The organism is Nocardioides sp. BGA-UO-ETr-FS32, from assembly GCF_059567905.1.
In genome coordinates this window covers 103,991-122,287 of sequence record NZ_JCAQOX010000006.1, presented here as the reverse complement: position 1 = coordinate 122,287, position 18,297 = coordinate 103,991, and the positions used below count along the sequence as shown (strand labels likewise).

Here is an 18,297-nt window from a genome sequence, read left to right as displayed (position 1 = left end):
CGGGCCACGGCCACGACGTCGTCGCGGAACTCTTTGGGGTAGGGCTTTGCCACGGGGGACATCCTTCCGCCTGAGGCCGAAACCTCAGAGGTCAGGTGTCAACCGAACTCGGGGCAGACCCCACCGACTCGACACAGGATGCTTTTAGCGACGGCAAGTGGGGCTTCGCTTCCTGCGACCAGCCCGAGATGGCGCTGGACGTCAACTGCTGAACATCCGGATCTGCCGATGTCCGGAAGTCCGAACCTCAGCCAGTGACTTTCCGCTCGGTGCCGTCGGCGAGGGTCACGGTGTAGGTCCACGCTCCCATCGCTTCAGGGTTCTCGCTGCTGGGTACGGCCGATGGCCACCAGGCGGCATACCGCCCATTGGCAACGGACGCCTCGACGTCGGTTCCTACGGGGGTGTGCACGGTGACGCCGGTGACGTCACTGCCCGCGTAGCCCTCGACCTGGCTGACCCATTCTTCGTCGTCACCGAAGTTCCACAGACCATTGGTGGGCACGCTGGTAGCCCCGGCGCCGGTCTGGATGATGCGGCCGCGAGCCGGAGTCGGGGAGGCTTCGCCGTCGTCCAGACTGTAGGTGCCCCCCATGAACCCTTCCCCCTTGTGCTCGGCGGGGTTCTCATGCCCGACAAGGCCTTCGGGCATGAGGCAGTACCGCTCCGTCTTGGGGCCAGCGAGGAGCACGTAGGTCCATCCTCCACGTCGCTCCGCAAGCAGGACCTGCTCTCCTTGGTCTGGTCCCGCTGAAGCGGCGAGGCAGGCGGTGGCGGCTTCGGCAGCGGCCGCGCCCGTCAGTGGCTCGGGCGTCGGCGTCCACGACGCGAAGGCGGATCCGCCGCCCAGCAGCAGTGCGGGAACGGCCGCACCGGCGGCACCGAGCAGACCCGCCAACACGAGCAGCCGACCCCGCGGCCGCCTCGGCCGCTCGGACGCCTCGGGAACAGGCTCATCGCTCGGGGTGGCCAGGATCCGCGCGAAGGTTGCGTCGGCGCGTTCGCGCTCCGACTCGGTAAGCACGGTCGTCGGTGCGGGGTCGAGGTCGCGCAGAGCGGCGGTGGTCATCGTGTCCGTGTGCTTGTTCATCGCGGGTTCCTCTCGGAAGCAAGGTGGCCGGACACGGAGGCAACCGCGTCGACCGGGTCGACGTGGCGGCGCAGGGTGCGCCGGGCGCGGGATAACCGCAGGCGAAAAGCGGTGGGCGAGATGCCCAGCACGGCGGCAGCCTCGGGCGCGGTAAGCCCGTCGAGGACGGAGAGCGCGATCGCTTCTTGGTGTACCGCGCTCAAGAGCGGCCAGGCTGCGGCGATGTCGACTCGGTGGGCGACCAAGTCAGGGTGCTGGTCGGCACCGTCCGCGCTGTGACGGCTTTCGGCGAGACGGACCGCGACGGCATCGTGCCGGATGTCGCGGCGCCGGGTGTTCTGGAGGGTCTTGCGTGCCACCCCGAACAACCAGGCGCGAGCCGCCGAAAGGTCGACGGGCACATCATCGAGGCGGCGCCACGCGACAAGCATGACTTCACCTACGACGTCCTCGGCATGCGTTGAATGAACCCGCCTGCGTACGAAGCGAAGTAGATCTACGTACGCCGCGTCGTAGATCTCCCGGAAGCGCTGCTCGCGTTCCAGGGGCGACGCAGTGGTGGAGTCCATGTCTTCTTCCTGTCGGGGTTCGCGCAAGTGTGTCGCAGCGCGTCCGAATTGCCGCGGCATACATCCGCATCTGCCGCGATGAGCTTGCTGATCTGCCGATGTGCGAGCGTTTGGGTATGTCGAGGGCTTGACCCAACTTCGGCCCTGGCCGAGGTACTGAATAAGCCACCTCGCGGTCACCGTGCTCCGTGGGCGTCACCGGGACGGAATGATCAGCGCACGATCTTCACTGGGGCCTGGTCTTAGCGAGATTGGCGCAACGTGCCAGGACCGTTCTATGCGTCAGAGACGGACACGTGTGGTGGCGGTTGGCAGGCCGCCCCCGATCTCATCCTTGTCAACGAGAACTGAACGGAATTCGTGTTCAGACAACCGGCAAGCGCGCGCATCGGACAACACCGCATTGGGGCCTGCTGCACGAACTGGTGACAGTTTTGGTTAGGCCGCCTGGGTGACGGTTGTCGTCATGATCAACTCGAATTCGACCGGGGTCAACCGTCCGAGAGCAGCCTGCCTCCGTCGGCGGTGGTAGGTCTTCTCGATCCACGTGACAATGGCGATCCGCAGCTCCTCGCGGGTGTTCCAGGCTCGTCGGTTCAGGACGTTCTTCTGAAGCAGGGCGAAGAAGGACTCCATGGCTGCGTTGTCTCCGGCGGCCCCGACACGACCCATTGAGCCGACCATGTTGTGCCGGTTGATCGCGTGGACGAACTTCCGGCTTCGGAACTGGGCAGGTTCAACCGGTCGATGCAACACCGGGTTGTTGAAGGGAGCGTAGCTGCTCCTCGAAGACCTCAGCCGGCGTCCTCCAGCCGAGGATCTTGCGGGGCCGATTGTTGAGCGCGTGAGCGACGGCCTCGAGGTCCTCGGCGGACCATCGTGAGAGGTCGGTGCCCTTGGGAAAGTACTNTTCGCCAGCGAGCCTTCAGAGATGCCGAAGTCCTTCGCGATCTGGGACAGGGGCGCCTGGCCCTTGCGGGCCACGGCCACGACGTCGTCGCGGAACTCTTTGGGGTAGGGCTTTGCCACGGGGGACATCCTTCCGCCTGAGGCCGAAACCTCAGAGGTCAGGTGTCAACCGAACTCGGGGCAGACCCGTATTCGTTGATCGTTGTAGATTCGATCCGGTCCTCATCGCGCAGATACTTCAGCCAGAGCCCGGCAAGCTTCGCGATGGTGGTGTCTGCGGTGATCGACTGTTGTGTCGGCGTCGTACGGTCGACCAGCTTTTCCCGCAGTGCACGCTCGGCGGCCGAGGCGGTCGTTCCGGTGGCGGTGACCTCTCGGGACACGCCGTCCCGATCCCTGATCCGGGTGCGCGCCCGGTACGCGCCCACGCGAACCTGCGTCGTGCGGATACTTCCCCATGTTCCCAGCGATGTCGGCGGGCGCCCGCGTCCCATGTCGCCATTCCCTCAGCGCGGCCGGCTGGTCCGGGAGAGCGAGACGCCGTCCGCTGCTCGCGGCTCAGGCCCGGCAACGATGTCGTCGAAGGTCTCGACATGGTCGGCTACCCACGCGTCCAGGTCAGTGCGGCGGTAGCGCAGGCACCCGCCCAACTTCACGGCTCGAGGTCCGAAGCCGGCTCGCCGGGTCCGCCAGGTGTACAGCGTCGCCTTCGGAATCGACAGGTACGCCGCTGCTTGGTCGATAGTGAGGATGCCGCCCTCCGCGGTGGGTTCGGTACTCGCGCGCATGATGTGCTCCTTCGTTGTGACGAGAACATGTTTGCCCTCGTGGTGGAAGGTGTGCGCCAGGAACCGGCCTTCCTGCGGAGAACCTCGGCCAAAGGGCACTGAGGCGCTTGCCCCGACTTGCCAGACGGTGAGACGAGCGAAACGACTGCAGTGCGTCTGCCCGCGCCGATTCGCGGCGGAAGGACGCACCCGCGCTCTTCAGTCCGACCCCAGCGCCGCTGACGCGAGACCTGCGGATGGTGTCAGCAGCCACCCTGCTCGAAAGGCTGGAGACCTAGACTCACCCGGGCGACGATGTAGGGGAGACGCCATGCCGAGCAGTGACGAAGTAGACCGGATCGTCCGCTTGTGGGAGCGCAAGCAAGACCATGTGCTCTCGCCAGAGCGTCGCCGCACCTTCGCGGATCGAGCCGAAGTTCACGAGCTGGCGTCCGGGTCGTTCGTCGTCGCACTGCGCTCGGCTCAGACCGTAATGGACGCTTCCCAAGGAAGACTCCTGCTGATCGAGTGGCTCGCGGCGGCTCTGGACCTGGAGGAAGTGGAGCGGCGGCATGCTGAGGCTGAGCGCGAAGTGGTCGAGGCCGAGCAACGGGCGATCGCAGCCGAGTATGAAGCTGCGGGCTCGGTCGACCTGGACGAGGTTCGCGAGGAGCGCGCCGCCGTCGCCGCAGCCAGAGAGCAAGCACGGATCGCGAAGCGTGAGGATGCGTGGGCGAAGAGCAGAGCGCGTCGGGTTGCGCGGGAAGCGGCGCAGCGTGAGTCTCTAGAAGGACGCGTCTCGACGCTGACCCCGGAGGAGCGAGAGGCCAACTTGCAGGAGTGGAGAGACTCGCTGCGTGTAGAGGTAACTGCTTCTGCATCGGCCCCACACGTCCCGCGGGTGCCGGCAGCACAGGAGGCCGACCTCTGTCCCTCTTGCAACACACGGCCAGACCCTCTGGGTCACTGTCGGTGTAGCTGAAAGCAAGCAGCACCGGCGCCTCCTACTGGCCAGTGCCGGGGGCAGAGCGCCGATCAGTCGTTGGGTTGGGAGCGCCGGCATGCGGCGGAATGACTGCACCCGTCCCGTAGCTGCCTAGACCTCACGCGCTGCGAGCGGCTTCGACCCTCGCGATCCAGCTCTTGCCCTCGTCATTCGGATCTTCGTCCTCGGGAACGCTGAGCACGTCCTGCACCCTGTACCACCCGCCGGGCCATCCGTTGATGGGCACGGCATGACACCCATGCCCGTAAGGCGCGGTCGCGGGTGTTCCACGTCTCTAGGACGCCGGGATACCAACAACCCCGATCCTCGACCCAAACGCGATCGGTAACGGGCACATTCGTCATGCGCCGACGGTAGTAGCAACCTGCCACCGCCGAGCGCGGAACTCGGGGATCCTCCAGTGAGGCATGCAAGCGGCGAAATGGGGCAGTTCCGGCGAACTGATGAGCCTCTAGCCTGCACGCATTGTCGCGTGCCGGGTCTGATGGAGGCTCTCATTCCACGGAAGGATGAGAGTCATGGCAGCACCGAGGAAGTACCCCGAGGAGCTTCGGGAACGGGCGATCCGGATGGCGGTCGATCTGCGGCGTGACCCGGCAACGAGGACCGGTGCGCTGCGTCGGGTCGGTGATCAGCTCGGGATCAACCCCGAGACGCTGCGCAACTGGGTCCAGCAGGCCGAGATCGACGAAGGTCACCGCCCCGGCGTCACGACTGATGAGGCGAAGCGGATTGCCGACCTCGAGCGTGAGGTCAAGGAGCTGCGGCGAGCCAACGAGATCCTGAAGACGGCGTCGGCGTTTTTCGCCGCGGCGGAGCTCGACCGCAAGCTGAAGTGACCACAGGTGTGCTGGTCGACTACATCGACCAGCACCGCGAGGAGTTCGGGGTCGAGCCGATCTGCACCGTCCTGCGTCAGGCCGGGATGCCGATCGCCCCGAGCAGCTACTACGCCGCGAAGTCCCGGCCGCCTTCGGCGCGAGCGGTCGCCGACGAAGGCCACCTAGAGGTGATCCGGGCTGTCCACGCCGACAACTACGGCGTCTACGGGGTCCGCAAGATGCACGCCGAGCTCAACCGGCGCGGCCACCGGATCGCCAGGTGCACCGTGCACCGGCTGATGCGTGCCGAGGGGCTGCGCGGGATCAGCAGGGCTAAGGGACCGCGCACGACAGTGCCGGGCAGCGGTCCGGACACCAGGCCAGACCTGCTCGATCGCGACTTCCAAGCGCCCGCACCGAACCGGGTCTGGGTCGCCGACATCACCTACTGCCGCACCTTCGCCGGGTGGGTCTACGCAGCGTTCGTCATCGACGTCTACTCCCGCCGCGTGGTGGGCTGGCAGCTGTCGAGGAGTCTGCGCACCGATCTAGCTCTGGACGCCCTCGAGATGGGGCTGTGGACCCGCGCCCACGCCGGCCAGGACACCACCGGCGTGATTGCCCACTCGGACAAGGGCGTTCAGGGCGGAATCAATCGGTCGTCGCAACACCCCGTCATGGAGGTGTTGAGTGGTACGTCGTCAGCAAGCAGCAGATCGAGCGATCCGGCCGAAGCTTCGGTCGCCGGGGCACCCGAAGTTCCAGCGTCATGTCGAGGCCGCGTTCTGGGCCGAGATCGCCAATGGCTTTCTGCCCATCGAGGCCGCCGCGACGGTCGGCGTGGCGCAAGCGGTCGGTCAGCGGTGGTTCCGCCACGCTGGCGGCATGGCGCCGTTCGATCTGACGTTCAAGGCCACAGGCCGGTACCTGTCGTTCGCTGAGCGTGAGGAGATCGCGCTGCTCAAGGCCCAGAACAAGGGCGTGCGCGAGATCGCCCGAGCCATCGGCCGCGACCCCGCAACGGTGTCACGCGAGCTACGCCGCAACGCCGCCACCCGCGCGGGAAGTACCGGCTATCGGGCGTCGGTCGCGCAGTGGAAGGCCGACATGGCGGCCAAGCGCCCCAAGCCCGCAAAACTCGTCGCCAACCCTCGCCTGCATGCCTATGTTCACGAGCGGCTGTCGGGACAGATCAAGACGCCGGACGGCAAGGTCGTCCGCGGTCCGGAGCCACCACGGTTCACCGGCATCAACAAGCCCCACCGCAAGCATCGCGGGTGGTCGTCGGCGTGGAGCCCGGAACAGATCAGTAGCCGGCTCAGGGTCGACTTCCCCGATGATGAATCCATGCGCATCAGCCACGAGGCGATCTACCAGTCGCTCTACATCGAGGGCCGCGGCGCGTTGAAGCGCGAGCTGGTCTGGTGCCTGCGCACTGGCCGCGCGTTGCGGGCGCCGCGGGAGCGATCACGGCGCAAGACCTGGGCACACGTCACGCCCGAGACGCTGATCAGCGAACGCCCCGCTGAAGCCGAGGACCGTGCCGTTCCCGGCCACTGGGAAGGCGACCTGCTGATCGGGCTGGAACGCTCGGCGATCGGCACCGTCGTCGACCGCACGACCAAGTTCACGATGCTGGTCCACCTTCCGCGTGAGGAGGGCTACAGGCATAAGGAGACGCCGAGGAACGGCCCCGCATTGGCCGGCTACGGCGCGCTCACGATGAAGGACGCGCTGGCGAGCACTATGTCGACACTGCCGACCGAACTGGCGAGGTCGCTGACCTGGGACCGCGGCAAGGAGATGTCCGCGCACGCCAAGTTCAGTATCGAGACTGGGATCCCGGTGTTCTTCGCTGACCCGCAATCGCCTTGGCAGCGCGGGACGAACGAGAACACCAACGGCCTGCTCCGCCAGTATTTCCCCAAAGGCACCGACCTGTCGTGCTGGTCGGCCGAGGAGATCGAAGCCGTCGCTCACGCCCTGAATACCCGGCCCCGCAAGACCCTCGGATGGAAGACACCCGCCGAGGCGTTCAACGAGCATCTACTGTTGCTCCAACAAGCCGGTGTTGCATCGACTGGTTGAACCTGGTCAGTACCTCGCCGTTCGCTACACCCAGAGGCTGGCCGAGGCGGGCGCGGTCGCATCGGTCGGGTCGACGGGCGACAGCTACGACAACGCCCTCGCTGAGGCGTTCAACTCGCTCTTCAAGGCCGAGCTGGTGCGCAACAAAGGGCCGTGGAGGAGCATCGACGACCTCGAGATCGCCGTCGCGGAGTACATCGACTGGTTCAACCATCGACGCCTGCACGGCGAGATCGGACTCGTCCCACCGGTCGAGTTCGAGGACAACCACTACCGGCACAACCCCGCGCCGACTACCGTCGGCGCGTTAGTTCAGAGCCTCCACTGAACCCGGCACGCGACACTTATGGGTCTGCTGCACGGATAGGTGACAGGTTGGGTCACGCGGCCTGAGTGGCCGGCGCGGTCATGATGGTCTCGAACTCGATGGGGGTCAATCGGCCCAGGGAGTCCTGTCTGCGGCGACGGTGATAGGTCCGCTCGATCCAGGTGACGATGGCGATCCGGAGATCTTCGCGGGTGGCCCAGGGCTGCCGGTTGAGGACGTTCTTCTGAAGCAGGCTGAAGAAGCTCTCCATCGCCGCGTTGTCGCCCGCGGCGCCGACTCTGCCCATAGAGCCGACCATGTCGTGGCGGTTGAGAGCACGGACGAATTTCCGGCTGCGAAATTGCGATCCTCTGTCCGTGTGGACCACACAACCGGCCACATCGCCACGCCTGGCGACGGCGTTGTTCAACGCAGCCACCGCGAGCCGGGACTTCATCCTCGAGTCGATCGAGTAGCCCACGATCCTGTTGGAGTAGACGTCCTTGAACGCGCAGACGTAGAGCTTGCCCTCACCGGTCCAGTGCTCGGTGATGTCGCCGAGCCACAACTCGTTGGGAGCCTGGGCAGTGAAGTTCCGCTTGACCAAGTCGTCGTGGACAGGCGGTCCGGGTTTCTTGGCCTTGCCGCGAGCCTTCTTCTTCCCGAACGTGCTCCACCAACCGTTGTCCGAGCAGATCCGCCACGCCGTGCGATCGGCCATCGGCTCGCCGGCCTCGAGGGCCTCGTCGGCCAGGAACCGGTAGCCGAACTCGGGGTCGTCGGCGTGGGCGTCGAACAAGGCGTTGGCCCGGTAGGCCTCCTCAAGCTCAGCGCCGGTGACCGGAGCAGCGAGCCAGCGGTAGTAGGGCTGGCGGGCTAGCTTCAGCACCCGGCACGTCACCGTCACGGGCACCCTGATGGGGGCGCCCTTGGCGGCCAGCTCGCGGACGAGCGGGTACATCATTTTCCCGGCAGATTCGCCTGCGACAGATAGGCAGCTGCCCTGCGCAGGACCTCGTTCTCCTGTTCCAGCAGCCGGTTGCGACGACGCAGATCGCGCAGTTCAGCGGACTGGTCGCTGCTGAGGCCAGGCTTCGCCCCGTCCTCGACATCGGCGGCCTTGAGCCACCCGGTCAAACAGGACTCGCTGATCCCGAAATCAGCAGCTATCTGCTTGAGGTGGACGCCCGGCTCACGGTTCCTCGCGACCCGAACAACATCGTCGCGGAACTCCTTGGGATACGGCTTCGGCACGGTGTACATCCTTCCAGCGGCACCTCGCGGCACCACAAGTCAGTTGACCTGCCCCACCGTTTGGGTTCCAGTTCAGGTGGCTAACTGACTGCGGTGATGGGGTGGTTCTGGGAGAGTAGTTCGTACTCGATTGGGGTGCGGTAGCCGAGTGCGGAGTGGCGTCGGCGGCGGTTGTGGAAGATCTCGATGTACTCGAAGATCGCGTTGGCGAGCTCGACTCGGGTCTTCCACTTCTTGCGGTTGAGAAGTTCGATCTGCATCGAGGACCAGAAGCTCTCCATCATGGCGTTGTCGAGGCCATCGCCGACGGTGCCGAAGGATGGCAGGAGGCCGGCGGAGCGGATCTTCTCGCCAAAGACCCATGAGGTGAACTGGGCAGGTTCAACCGGTCGATGCAACACCGGGTTGTTGAAGGGAGCGTAGCTGCTCCTCGAAGACCTCAGCCGGCGTCCTCCAGCCGAGGATCTTGCGGGGCCGATTGTTGAGCGCGTGAGCGACGGCCTCGAGGTCCTCGGCGGACCATCGTGAGNCACGACCCATTGAGCCGACCATGTTGTGCCGGTTGATCGCGTGGACGAACTTCCGGCTTCGGAACTGGGCAGGTTCAACCGGTCGATGCAACACCGGGTTGTTGAAGGGAGCGTAGCTGCTCCTCGAAGACCTCAGCCGGCGTCCTCCAGCCGAGGATCTTGCGGGGCCGATTGTTGAGCGCGTGAGCGACGGCCTCGAGGTCCTCGGCGGACCATCGTGAGAGGTCGGTGCCCTTGGGAAAGTACTGGCGCAGTAGGCCGTTGGTGTTCTCGTTGCTCGGCCGCTGCCACGGCGAGTGTGGATCGGCGAAGAACACCCGCGTCCCGGTCTCCAACGCAAACAGCGCGTGCCCCGACAGTTCCTTGCCGCGATCCCACGTCAGGGTCTTGCGCAACTGCTCGGGCAGCTTGGTCATCGACGCCGTCAGCGCTGCGTTCATCGCGACGGCCCCGTAGCCGCCGAGCGACGGCCCGTTCTTCACGTACGGCTTGTCGCCCCAGCCCTCCATCCGCGGCAGGTGGACCAAGAGCGTTGAGCGACTGCTGCGCTCGACGATCGTGCCGATCGCTGAGCGGCCCGTCCCGATGATCAGGTCGCCCTCCCAGTGGCCAGGAACGGCGCGGTCCTCGGCCTCAGCGGGTCGCTCGCTGAGCACCACGTCGGCGGTGACGTGCCCATGCGCCTTGTTCCTTGACCGTGCCCGCGGCTCCCGCAACGCGCGGCCTGTACGCAGACACGTCACCAGCTCGCGCTTGAGCGCACCACGGCCTTCGATGAACAGCGACTGGTAGATCGCCTCGTGGCTGATGCGCATGGACTCATCATCAGGGAACTCCACCTTCAACCGCTGCGCGATCTGCTCCGGGCTCCACGCAGTCGACCACCGCCTGTCCTGCCGATGCGGCTTGTTCAGCCCCTTCCACGGCGGCGTTCTCGGCCCCGGGACCACCGTGCCGTCAGGTCGGCGGACGTTCCCGGCGAGCCGATCCTGCACGTACTCGCGAAGCTGGTCGTTCTGCACCAGCTTCGCCGTCTTCGGTCGCTTCGCTGATTGCTGCGCCTTCCACTGCGCCACCACGGCGCGATAGACCGGCTTGCCGCCCCTGGTCGCCGCGTTGCGCCGCAGCTCGCGCGACACCGTGCCCGGGTCACGACCGATCTCGCGGGCTATCTCACGCACGCCCTTGTCCTGGGCCTTGAGCAGCGCGATCTCCTCGCGCTCCTCGAAGGACAGGTAGCGCCTCGTGGGCTCGGCCAGTGACAGCGGCGGCATGCCGCCAGCGTGACGAAACCAGCGCGTCCCGACTGGCACAGACACACCCACCTTCAGCGCCGCCTCGGCCGAGGTGATGCCAGTCGCGATCAACCGCCAGAACTGCCGTTGCACGGCCCGCGATGGATCAGGCCGCCCGGGTGAGCGCATCGGCGGCCGAAGCGCTCTGTCAGCACGCCACTGCCGACGCGCACCCTCGGGAACATCGCTGGTCTTCTTGCTCCAGTCCGCCGTCGCCATCTGTGAACACCTCCGACATCAGGGGGTGTTGCGACGACCAGTTGAATCCGCCCTGTGACCCGCGGTCGGTGTGGACCACGCAGCCGNGCCGTTGCACGGCCCGCGATGGATCAGGCCGCCCGGGTGAGCGCATCGGCGGCCGAAGCGCTCTGTCAGCACGCCACTGCCGACGCGCACCCTCGGGAACATCGCTGGTCTTCTTGCTCCAGTCCGCCGTCGCCATCTGTGAACACCTCCGACATCAGGGGGTGTTGCGACGACCAGTTGAATCCGCCCTGGGTCCCGTGGTCGGCATGGACGATCCCGCCCGGCTCAGGTCGACGATTACGGATAGCCATGTCGAGGGCGTTGACCACGAGGGTGGCGTCTTGTTTGGAGTCGATCGACCATCCCACGATCCGCCGGCTGTAGGCATCGAGGACCGCCGCACAGTAGATCCACCCTTCCCGCGTGCGGTGCTGGGTGATGTCGGTGACCCACAGCTCGTTGGGACGGAGGCGATGGAACTTCCGGTTCACCAGGTCGTCGGCGGTGACGACGCCTCGTAGCCGCTTGACCCTGGTCGGCCCCGGTAGGCCATAGACACCGGCCTGGTTCATCAGCAGCCACACGGTGCGCTCGCACACAGTGATCCCCATGCCCATGGTGAGCTCGGCGTGCACGCGCCGGTAGCCGTAGGTGCCGCGCGAGGCGACGTGGATCTCGCGGATCAGTCCGGTGAGCCACTGGCGGCGCAGCTGGGTCGGGGTGGTGGGAGTCCGCTTCTGCTTGTAGTAGTTCTGTCTCGCTACGCCGAGGACCCGGCAGCAGCGATCGGCCGGGACCCCGGCGTCGACGAGTCGGTCGATCACCGGGTAAAGCCTTTTGGGCGGGGCCGGTCCTCGCCCAGAAACTTCGCCGCCTGACGGACGATCACCAACTCGGTCTCAAGCTCGCGGATGCGACGACGAGCCGCACGAAGCTCGGCGGACTCGGTGGTGCTGACTCCGGGGATCTCGCCGCGGTCGATGCGGTCCTGCTTGACCCACTTGGAGAGCGTGACGGGATGAATGTCGAGCTCGTGGGCCGTTTGCTTCTGCGGTTTGCCAGCACGGACGAGCGCGATGGCTCGAGCACGGAACTCGGGCGGGTAGGCACGGGGCACGGTGTTCAGCCTTCCGGTGAAGGCAGTCACTTAGCCACCGACACTGGAACCTTTCTGGTGGGGCAGGTCACAGTTGTCACCTATCCGTGCAGCAGACCCCTCGTCTAACCGGGTTCACAACACTGTCGTACGGGACTTGTCCACAGGACCGGCACGCCCGCGCCCGTCCCTTCGAATCTGGTGTGCAAGGTGCGGTGAAACCGTCTCGCGAGGGAGGCCTCCATGCTTGCACTGCTGTGGAACGCCAGCGCTTGCGTGCGCAGCTACCTGCGTTCGCACATGCCCACCAACCGTCTCGTCGACTGGCTCCGCACCCCGGGCGGCACGAGGTGCGCAGTCCCCGTTGCCGTGGTCGCGATTCCGACCTACCTCTTCGCCATGAGCATCTGCGCCACGCTCGTTGAGCGAGGCGGTCCTCGCATTCTCAACTGTCTGGTGGCGGTCTTCGCTTGGAATTCCATCAAGTTCGCCGTTCTGGGGCTGTGGGCACCAGTGCGTACCTTGACCCGGTGGCTCGCGAAATGTGGCGACCTCGACGTGTGAACCATGTGGCCCCACGCCCGGAGGGTTCGCCGGTTCAGGAAGCCGGTCGCAGGCGGATGTTCGTTTGGTGACGTGTCGCCGCTAGCTGTCAGTGCGGTGCCGCCGGCGCCCGTCACTGCTGGATGCCGCGGTCTGCGGGGGGTACGACTGGTGGTGGAGCCCCCGGCGCCACCCGCCTTCACAACCATCGGCTGATACATGAACGACATGCCCTGGCATGCGCGAGCGTCGATGTCGGATGCGGCGGCTGCCGGCTTCGCGTCAGTCGTCGCGGACGTCGAGAGGTTGGCGACGCGGTGTGTGCAGAGGCACTCATGTGGGGCCGCTGACGTCGGGGACCAACCAATCCGAACCCCACAGCGCACCGAACATCTTCTGACTTCAGACGTTCCACGGGAAGGCCTTGCACATGCGCACGACCGCGATGGCGATCGGCGTCGGACTCGTCCTAGCGATCTCCGGTGGGATCGGCGTCGCGACGACGTCCGACGAACGGGCAGAGCGGCCAGCTCCTGCCGTGGCCCGCGTGGTGCCGGACTCCGGACAAGACCTCGAGGCCGCCATCATCTCGCTCCAAGACACCCTGCGCCGAGTGCCGAAGGATCATGCGTCCTGGGCCAACCTCGCGGTCGCCTACGTCGAGCAAGCCCGCCTCACCGGCTTGGCGTCCTACTACGAGATGGCAGAAGAAGCCGCCTCGCGGTCGTTCAGCATCGAGCCCGACGAGAACTTCACTGCCTTGGCTGCCCGCGCGGCGATCGAGTCGGCCAAGCACGACTTCGATGCGGCACTCGCGAGCGCGGAGGAGGCGCTCGGCATCAATCCGTACGACGTGGGCAGCCTCGCGATCCGCATTGACACGCTCACCGAACTCGGCAGGTACGACGACCAGCTACGGGCGCTCAGGATCGCCGATCGGCGTCGGCCGAGCACCGCAATCGCAGCTCGCTACGCCTACGCGTACGAGCTTCGGGGCGAGCTCGACCGGGCCGGCGACATCCTGCGCGACGCAGCAGCGAACGGTGGCGGTGCGGACCGCGGGTACCTGCTCACCCTGCGCGCCGACATCCTGCGCAAGCAAGGGCGTCTTGAAGCTGCGGGACGTGACCTCGAGACCGCGCAGCAAGTAGCGCCGAAGCTCCTCTTGTCGCTCGTCTCCACTGCGCGCCTGCAGACAGCGCGCGGGGACCTTGACGGAGCGGTCGAGACGTGGCAGGCCGTCACTGCCCGACAGCCGCTGCCTGAATACATCACCGAGCTGGGGGAGCTCCTCGATCACTTGGGCCGAACGGAGGAGGCTGAGGCGCAGTACGACGTGGTCCGGGCGACGATCGACCTCCTCGACGCCAGCGGTGTGGGGAGTGACCTGGAGACTGCGATCTTCGAGTCAGACCACGGGTCCGTCGAGCAAGCACTCATTCAGGCCCGGGCAGAGTATTCGCGGCGCACGAGTGTCCACGTCGCTGATGCGTACGCGTGGGCTCTGCACCGCGCCGGTCGTGACGCTCAAGCGCTCCCGATCGCGCGTGCGGCCACGCGCCTCGGCACGCCCGAAGCCAGGTTCTGGATCCACCGCGGCACCATCGAGGCCGCCCTCGGGATGACCGGCGCCGCACGTACTCACCTGCGGCGGGGACTGGCCACCGACCCGGGACTGTCGCCGTGGCAGCGAGACGAAGCCCTCGCGACGCTCTCCAGGGTCCGCAGCGACCGCTGAGGTCCGCCTCAGGTCCGCCGCTCGCCGCTGGGGCGGGTGCGTGCTGGGTGGTCAGCCAGACCGGGTTGCGGGGATCGACCGCTCCTCGGAGGAGACCCGGACGCAACCGATGGCGGGGGAGTGAGCCTGCACGGCTGGAACCTGACCCGAACATCCGTTGGTGCCAGGGATCGGTGCCGGAGGCGGCGCAAGCGGCGTCTGGTCTGCTGAGATTCGCCGCCGAGACGTTCGCAGTCGCGTTGCGGTGAGTCACCCGACTGGATCGAGGATGCCAGCCGTCCCCTGCACGGCAAGGCCACCATCTGGCGTTCGCCGGGCGCTCAATGTCCCGGTGACGATGGAGGGGAACCGGTAGCTCACGGCGGCGGGAGCGCCGAGCCGCGACGTCGTCCAGAGCCGGTCGGTGAAGTCCATCTGGCCGCGGAACTGGTGGTTCTCGAGCACCAGCTGGCGACGAGTGGCCTGGCCCAGGATGTACGACGCCTCTCCGCGGTAGAACAGGGAGCCGTGCGCTACCTGCATGATGCCGTCCCGGATGTTGACCGACTGGTCATGGACCTCGCCGCAGAGATAGACGTCGACGCCGCCATCGACCATCGCCTTCCACAGCGGGGAGCTCGTCCCGCGCTCGTAGCGGAGCCGGCTCGAGTTGCGGTGACGGACCGGCCCCGTGATCGGGGTGTGGCCCTGGACGACGACCCAAGGAACTCGTGCCTCCCGCGCCCCTCGCAGCACCTGCCGCAACCATCGCAGCTGTGCCGCATCGACTCGCATCCGGACGTCGTCCTGCGAGCGTGTGAACGGATCGATGGTGACGAGCAGCAGGTTGGGGTCCAGGCGGGTCGCATAGGCCGTCCGTCGGGCCTGCCCTGAGCTCGGACGGTCGGGCCACCGCCAGGCGCCATCACGTGTCCGGAGCAAGTGATCGGAGTACAGCTTCTTGAGCTCGTCCACGTGGTCGAGCTTGAAGTCGATCCACTCGTCGCCCCTCTTGACCCATGGATTGTCCCCGATCTCGTGGTCACCTAGCGCCGGAAAGGGCGTCAGCCCGTGTCGAGCGAGACGTCGGGCCCACGACCGGTAGTACACGTCCGCTGCCGCGCGCGCGGCGTTGAACCGCTGGGACGGCGTCTCGATCGGGCCGAAGACGCCGGCGCCGGAGTCGTCGCGACCCCATCGACCCTCCACGAGGTCACCTGCCACGAGGACGTCGCGCGCACCCTGGGATCGCATCTCGTCGAGCATCTTGAGCAGGGCGTCCTCGTAGGACGCACTGGTCGAGTTGGCGACGCGGCCTGAGGTCGGGTCGGGCACTGGTCGGCCACCCCGGTCGGTCAGGTCCGCTACGTCCTGGTTGAGGAAGTCGGGCGCAGAGATGAAGCGGTACGCGCGGGGGAGCCGAGGCGCGGGAGGTACCGCCGGGCGACCCCTGGGGTCGTCCGGTGCCCAGTCGTGGTCCGGTGAGCGGTCGCCACGTGGTGTCTCGTCCTCGGCTGGGGGGACCCCCGCCGAGCCGTCGTCCACCACCTCCGGGGACTGGAAGGCCGGGGCCGCCAGAACCACCGCGCCGACGACGACCGCTGCGACCAGGAGCGCCGCTGGTTTCGTCGCCCGGCGCGATCGCTCGCCTCGCAATGTCACCAAGTCGCCTCGTCGCACGCCTTCGACGCACGAGACTCGACCTGGAGGGTCGCGTGCTCGATCTGGTGCTTCACACGCATCACGCCTCGAGCCTCTTCCAGCACGGCCTGGGCCGACTCGGTGTCGGCCACCACGAGATGGGCAGTAGCGACGTACATTCCCGAGGTGAGTGTCCAGACGTGGAGGTCGTGCACGTCGACCACACCTCGGGTGGACTCCAGGTCCTGGACGATCTGGTCCAGCTCCATGCCCTGCGGGACGTGCTGACCCAGGACGGCGAGCACCTCCCGGCCCAGCACGACGGCACGGACGGCGACGAAGACTCCGATCGCCAAGGCCACGAGAGTGTCCCACCAGCCTCGCCCGGTGGCCGCGACGAGGATGCCTGCGGTGATGACGCCGACGCTGCCGGCGGCATCTGCCACCACTTCGTAGTACGCCCCCTTGATGTTGAGCGACTCGTCGGCGCCGCCGCGCAGCAGCACGATGGACACCACGTTGATGAGCAGACCGATGGCCCCGACCACCAGGACGGGGCCTGCCTGGACCTCCACGTCCTGTCCCAGGCGCGCCAACGCTTCGACGACGACGTACGCCGACACGCCGAGCATGATGAGCACGGTGAAACCCGAGGCGAAGATCTCGGCGCGGTACGAGCCGTAGCTGCGCCGTCCCGACCGGTCGGGACGGGCCGCGAGCTTTGTCGCAGCGAGCGCCGCTCCCAGCGCTACCACGTCGGCGGCCATGTGTCCGGCGTCAGAGATGAGCGCCAACGATCCGGAGATCAGACCGACCGCGAGCTCCACGGCGAAGAACGACCCGACGAGGCCGAAGGCGACCACCAGGCGCCACCGGTGTCGCGCACCGGCGTGGCCCGTCCCGTGTCCATGCCCGGCGCCCATCAGCTGCCCTTCCTGTTCTGCTTGTCGTCGTGGAGTCGGTGCACCAATGCCACCTGTTCGGAATGATCTGCGTGGTCGGCGTGGAACAACGCCTCGTCCAGCAGCCGGTGCACGTGCTCGTCGGCCGCCGTGTAGTAGGCGAAGGTTCCTTCCCGCCTCACCTGCACCAAGCCCGCCAGGCGCAACTTTGCGAGGTGCTGGCTGACTGCGGAGGAGCTCGCGCCCACGCGCTCAGCCAGCTCGTTCACGGATGACTCACCGTGCAACAGGGCCCACAGGATCCTGATGCGCTTGCGATCGGCCAGCATCCTGAACGCCTCGACCGCGAGGTCGACCTGATCGTCCGTCGGCATCTCCATGCGCTCGCTCCGCTTATCCATGAGAGCCACCATACCTGCAAAGACACGCATATACGCAATCAGTTTGGTTCCAGCGAGTTGGCCCGACCGACCTGTCGTCCATACTATGGCCGATAGTAGGACCCCGGCGAGTGTGCTTCGGGTGAGCGCTCAGATCGTCAGGTCCATCGTCGACACCCATGGCAACATGCGAACCAACAGGAGGCGGAGTGGCGCGCTCTCGACGGACGGCCAAGCACGCGCGGCGGCGGGAGCGATCGCTTCCGCGTGCGGCCTTCGTTGCTGGCCCCGTCGCGATCGTCGCGACTGGCGTGGTGGTCGGACTCGGGGTGCAGAACGTCCCGGTGCCGGCGCCTGACGTTGCGGCGACAGACGCACCGTCGCCACAGGTCTCGGCGACAGACTCACCGCGCGAAGCTACGGCCTTGACGCGCGACCCTCTCGTGTCGCGAAGCGAGCGCCGGCCCGCGCGTCCCGCCGCTGGGGCAGCCGCCAGTCCCGCGAACGCAGCCACGCTGACCCCGGCTGCGAAGATGATGCGCCCAGCGGCGATCAGGCGAGCAGTCGAGTCGGCAGACACCACTCAGTGGACGACCGCGGATCTCAACCTCTGGACCGCGCCAGGCGAGAAGGCGCAGCAGGTCGGCCTGCTGGACGCATCGGTCAAGGTCTTGCTGACCGGCCGTGAGTTCGGGGGGCGCCAGGAAGTCGTGGTCGACGGGAAGGCGCGTTGGGTGACGGCCGGATACCTCAGCGTGGAGAAGCCTTCACCGGAGCGCGGACTGAGCGGACGATGTGACAACGGCACCTCGGTGCCGGCCGGCGTGAGCTCGAACATCCGAGCGGTCCATCAAGCGGTGTGCTCCAACTTCCCGGAGATCACGACGTACGGCACCCTGCGGAGCGACGGCGAGCACGCGCAAGGCATCGCCGTCGACATCATGGTGTCGGGTGCCCGGGGGTGGGAAGTTGCGGAGTTCATCCGTGCGAACAGTTCGGCGCTTGGTGTGAGCTATGCGATCCACGCAAGGAACATCTGGTCCGTGCAGCGCTCGGCCGAAGGCTGGCGGGGGATGGAGGACCGCGGTTCGGTGACCGCCAACCACTACGACCACGTCCACGTGACGACCTTCTGA

The 18,297-nt window shown here is 66.8% G+C and carries 15 protein-coding genes, 7 pseudogenes and 1 other annotated feature; of the genes and pseudogenes, 8 read left to right on the top strand and 14 right to left on the bottom strand.

Annotation, left to right across the window (positions count from 1 at the left end; translation table 11 throughout):
* Nucleotides 1–247: 247 nt before the first annotated feature.
* From AC57BS_RS02740 to AC57BS_RS02715, 6 genes and pseudogenes are all read right to left on the bottom strand, one after another.
* Nucleotides 248–1,090, bottom strand: coding sequence for a hypothetical protein (locus AC57BS_RS02740; RefSeq protein ID WP_493824454.1), 843 nt, complete (start codon nt 1,088–1,090; stop codon nt 248–250).
* Nucleotides 1,087–1,659: a sigma-70 family RNA polymerase sigma factor gene (locus AC57BS_RS02735; protein ID WP_493824453.1), complete on the bottom strand. Its 573-nt coding sequence runs from the start codon at nt 1,657–1,659 to the stop codon at nt 1,087–1,089. The genes AC57BS_RS02740 and AC57BS_RS02735 overlap by 4 nt, the downstream gene beginning before the upstream one ends.
* Before the next feature lie 438 nt (nt 1,660–2,097).
* Nucleotides 2,098–2,391, bottom strand: a pseudogene (locus tag AC57BS_RS02730) (integrase core domain-containing protein); the annotation flags it as partial.
* A gap of 4 nt (nt 2,392–2,395) precedes the next feature.
* Nucleotides 2,396–2,566, bottom strand: a pseudogene (locus AC57BS_RS02725) (IS30 family transposase); the annotation flags it as partial.
* Between the two features lie 160 nt (nt 2,567–2,726).
* A complete protein-coding gene (locus tag AC57BS_RS02720; RefSeq protein ID WP_496409936.1) occupies nt 2,727–2,951 on the bottom strand; it encodes a hypothetical protein in 225 nt (74 codons plus the stop codon).
* A gap of 123 nt (nt 2,952–3,074) precedes the next feature.
* Nucleotides 3,075–3,356 carry a helix-turn-helix transcriptional regulator gene (locus AC57BS_RS02715; protein WP_496409935.1) on the bottom strand — a complete coding sequence of 94 codons (282 nt, stop codon included), beginning with the start codon at nt 3,354–3,356 and terminating at the stop codon, nt 3,075–3,077.
* Between the two features lie 310 nt (nt 3,357–3,666).
* Here AC57BS_RS02715 and AC57BS_RS02710 point away from each other — a divergent pair, with 310 nt between their 5' ends.
* The 5 genes and pseudogenes from AC57BS_RS02710 to AC57BS_RS02690 all read left to right on the top strand — a co-directional run.
* Nucleotides 3,667–4,317 carry a hypothetical protein gene (locus tag AC57BS_RS02710; protein ID WP_496409934.1) on the top strand — a complete coding sequence of 217 codons (651 nt, stop codon included), beginning with the start codon at nt 3,667–3,669 and terminating at the stop codon, nt 4,315–4,317.
* A gap of 542 nt (nt 4,318–4,859) precedes the next feature.
* Entirely contained in the window at nt 4,860–5,180 is a 321-nt protein-coding gene (locus AC57BS_RS02705) for a transposase (RefSeq protein ID WP_496409933.1), read from the top strand.
* Nucleotides 5,138–5,281: a sequence feature (AL1L pseudoknot), on the top strand. (Overlaps the previous gene by 43 nt.)
* Nucleotides 5,177–5,794 (top strand): annotated as a pseudogene (locus tag AC57BS_RS02700) (IS3 family transposase); the annotation flags it as partial. (Overlaps the previous feature by 105 nt.) The gene AC57BS_RS02705 and the pseudogene AC57BS_RS02700, both read left to right, overlap by 4 nt.
* A gap of 58 nt (nt 5,795–5,852) precedes the next feature.
* On the top strand, nt 5,853–7,250 hold the full coding sequence (locus AC57BS_RS02695; RefSeq protein WP_496409932.1) for an IS30 family transposase: 1,398 nt from the start codon (nt 5,853–5,855) through the stop codon (nt 7,248–7,250).
* A gap of 4 nt (nt 7,251–7,254) precedes the next feature.
* A pseudogene (locus AC57BS_RS02690) lies at nt 7,255–7,578 on the top strand (integrase core domain-containing protein); the annotation flags it as partial.
* 52 nt (nt 7,579–7,630) lie between these two features.
* On the opposite strand, the gene AC57BS_RS02685 reads toward AC57BS_RS02690, so the two are convergent.
* The 5 genes and pseudogenes from AC57BS_RS02685 to AC57BS_RS02665 form a co-directional block, all read right to left on the bottom strand.
* Nucleotides 7,631–8,811, bottom strand: a protein-coding gene (locus tag AC57BS_RS02685) for an IS3 family transposase (protein WP_496409931.1) whose coding sequence is annotated in 2 segments (ribosomal slippage) — nt 7,631–8,524 and nt 8,527–8,811 — 1,179 coding nt in all. Because the reading frame shifts where the segments join, the coding sequence is not laid out codon by codon here.
* Nucleotides 8,812–8,891: 80 nt separating this feature from the next.
* Nucleotides 8,892–9,185: pseudogene (locus AC57BS_RS02680) on the bottom strand (transposase); the annotation flags it as partial.
* 7 nt (nt 9,186–9,192) lie between these two features.
* Nucleotides 9,193–9,339: pseudogene (locus AC57BS_RS02675) on the bottom strand (IS30 family transposase); the annotation flags it as partial.
* Between the two features lie 76 nt (nt 9,340–9,415).
* Nucleotides 9,416–10,855, bottom strand: coding sequence for an IS30 family transposase (locus AC57BS_RS02670; protein ID WP_443683846.1), 1,440 nt, complete (start codon nt 10,853–10,855; stop codon nt 9,416–9,418).
* A gap of 275 nt (nt 10,856–11,130) precedes the next feature.
* Nucleotides 11,131–11,999: pseudogene (locus AC57BS_RS02665) on the bottom strand (IS3 family transposase); the annotation flags it as partial.
* Nucleotides 12,000–12,221: 222 nt separating this feature from the next.
* Here AC57BS_RS02665 and AC57BS_RS02660 point away from each other — a divergent pair.
* Complete coding sequence (locus tag AC57BS_RS02660) at nt 12,222–12,542, top strand: hypothetical protein (protein ID WP_493825651.1); 321 nt, start codon at nt 12,222–12,224, stop codon at nt 12,540–12,542.
* Between the two features lie 409 nt (nt 12,543–12,951).
* Nucleotides 12,952–14,259, top strand: coding sequence for a tetratricopeptide repeat protein (locus tag AC57BS_RS02655; protein WP_496409930.1), 1,308 nt, complete (start codon nt 12,952–12,954; stop codon nt 14,257–14,259).
* A gap of 249 nt (nt 14,260–14,508) precedes the next feature.
* On the opposite strand, the gene AC57BS_RS02650 is transcribed toward AC57BS_RS02655, so the two are convergent.
* The 3 genes from AC57BS_RS02650 to AC57BS_RS02640 all read right to left on the bottom strand — a co-directional run bounded on the left by AC57BS_RS02650 (nt 14,509) and on the right by AC57BS_RS02640 (nt 17,161).
* On the bottom strand, nt 14,509–15,573 hold the full coding sequence (locus AC57BS_RS02650) for a metallophosphoesterase family protein (RefSeq protein WP_496409929.1): 1,065 nt from the start codon (nt 15,571–15,573) through the stop codon (nt 14,509–14,511).
* 323 nt (nt 15,574–15,896) lie between these two features.
* Nucleotides 15,897–16,802: a cation diffusion facilitator family transporter gene (locus tag AC57BS_RS02645; protein ID WP_207081479.1), complete on the bottom strand. Its 906-nt coding sequence runs from the start codon at nt 16,800–16,802 to the stop codon at nt 15,897–15,899.
* A complete protein-coding gene (locus AC57BS_RS02640; protein ID WP_496409928.1) occupies nt 16,802–17,161 on the bottom strand; it encodes an ArsR/SmtB family transcription factor in 360 nt (119 codons plus the stop codon). Before AC57BS_RS02640 ends, AC57BS_RS02645 begins: the two co-directional genes overlap by 1 nt.
* 311 nt (nt 17,162–17,472) lie before the next feature.
* Between AC57BS_RS02640 and AC57BS_RS02635 the strand changes: the two genes are divergently transcribed.
* Nucleotides 17,473–18,297, top strand: a complete 825-nt coding sequence (locus AC57BS_RS02635) for a VldE C-terminal domain-containing protein (RefSeq protein ID WP_496409927.1) — start codon at nt 17,473–17,475, stop codon at nt 18,295–18,297.

Bases quoted from the DNA above. Each gene is read 5' to 3' on its own strand.
- AC57BS_RS02645 (WP_207081479.1), bottom strand. From the start codon at position 16,802: ATGGGCGCCGGGCATGGACACGGGACGGGCCACGCCGGTGCGCGACAC.
- AC57BS_RS02710 (WP_496409934.1), top strand. From the start codon at position 3,667: ATGCCGAGCAGTGACGAAGTAGACCGGATCGTCCGCTTGTGGGAGCGC.
- AC57BS_RS02655 (WP_496409930.1), top strand. From the start codon at position 12,952: ATGCGCACGACCGCGATGGCGATCGGCGTCGGACTCGTCCTAGCGATC.
- AC57BS_RS02640 (WP_496409928.1), bottom strand. From the start codon at position 17,161: ATGGAGATGCCGACGGACGATCAGGTCGACCTCGCGGTCGAGGCGTTC.
- AC57BS_RS02715 (WP_496409935.1), bottom strand. From the start codon at position 3,356: ATGCGCGCGAGTACCGAACCCACCGCGGAGGGCGGCATCCTCACTATC.
- AC57BS_RS02740 (WP_493824454.1), bottom strand. From the start codon at position 1,090: ATGAACAAGCACACGGACACGATGACCACCGCCGCTCTGCGCGACCTC.
- AC57BS_RS02705 (WP_496409933.1), top strand. From the start codon at position 4,860: ATGGCAGCACCGAGGAAGTACCCCGAGGAGCTTCGGGAACGGGCGATC.
- AC57BS_RS02660 (WP_493825651.1), top strand. From the start codon at position 12,222: ATGCTTGCACTGCTGTGGAACGCCAGCGCTTGCGTGCGCAGCTACCTG.
- AC57BS_RS02670 (WP_443683846.1), bottom strand. From the start codon at position 10,855: ATGGCGACGGCGGACTGGAGCAAGAAGACCAGCGATGTTCCCGAGGGT.
- AC57BS_RS02735 (WP_493824453.1), bottom strand. From the start codon at position 1,659: ATGGACTCCACCACTGCGTCGCCCCTGGAACGCGAGCAGCGCTTCCGG.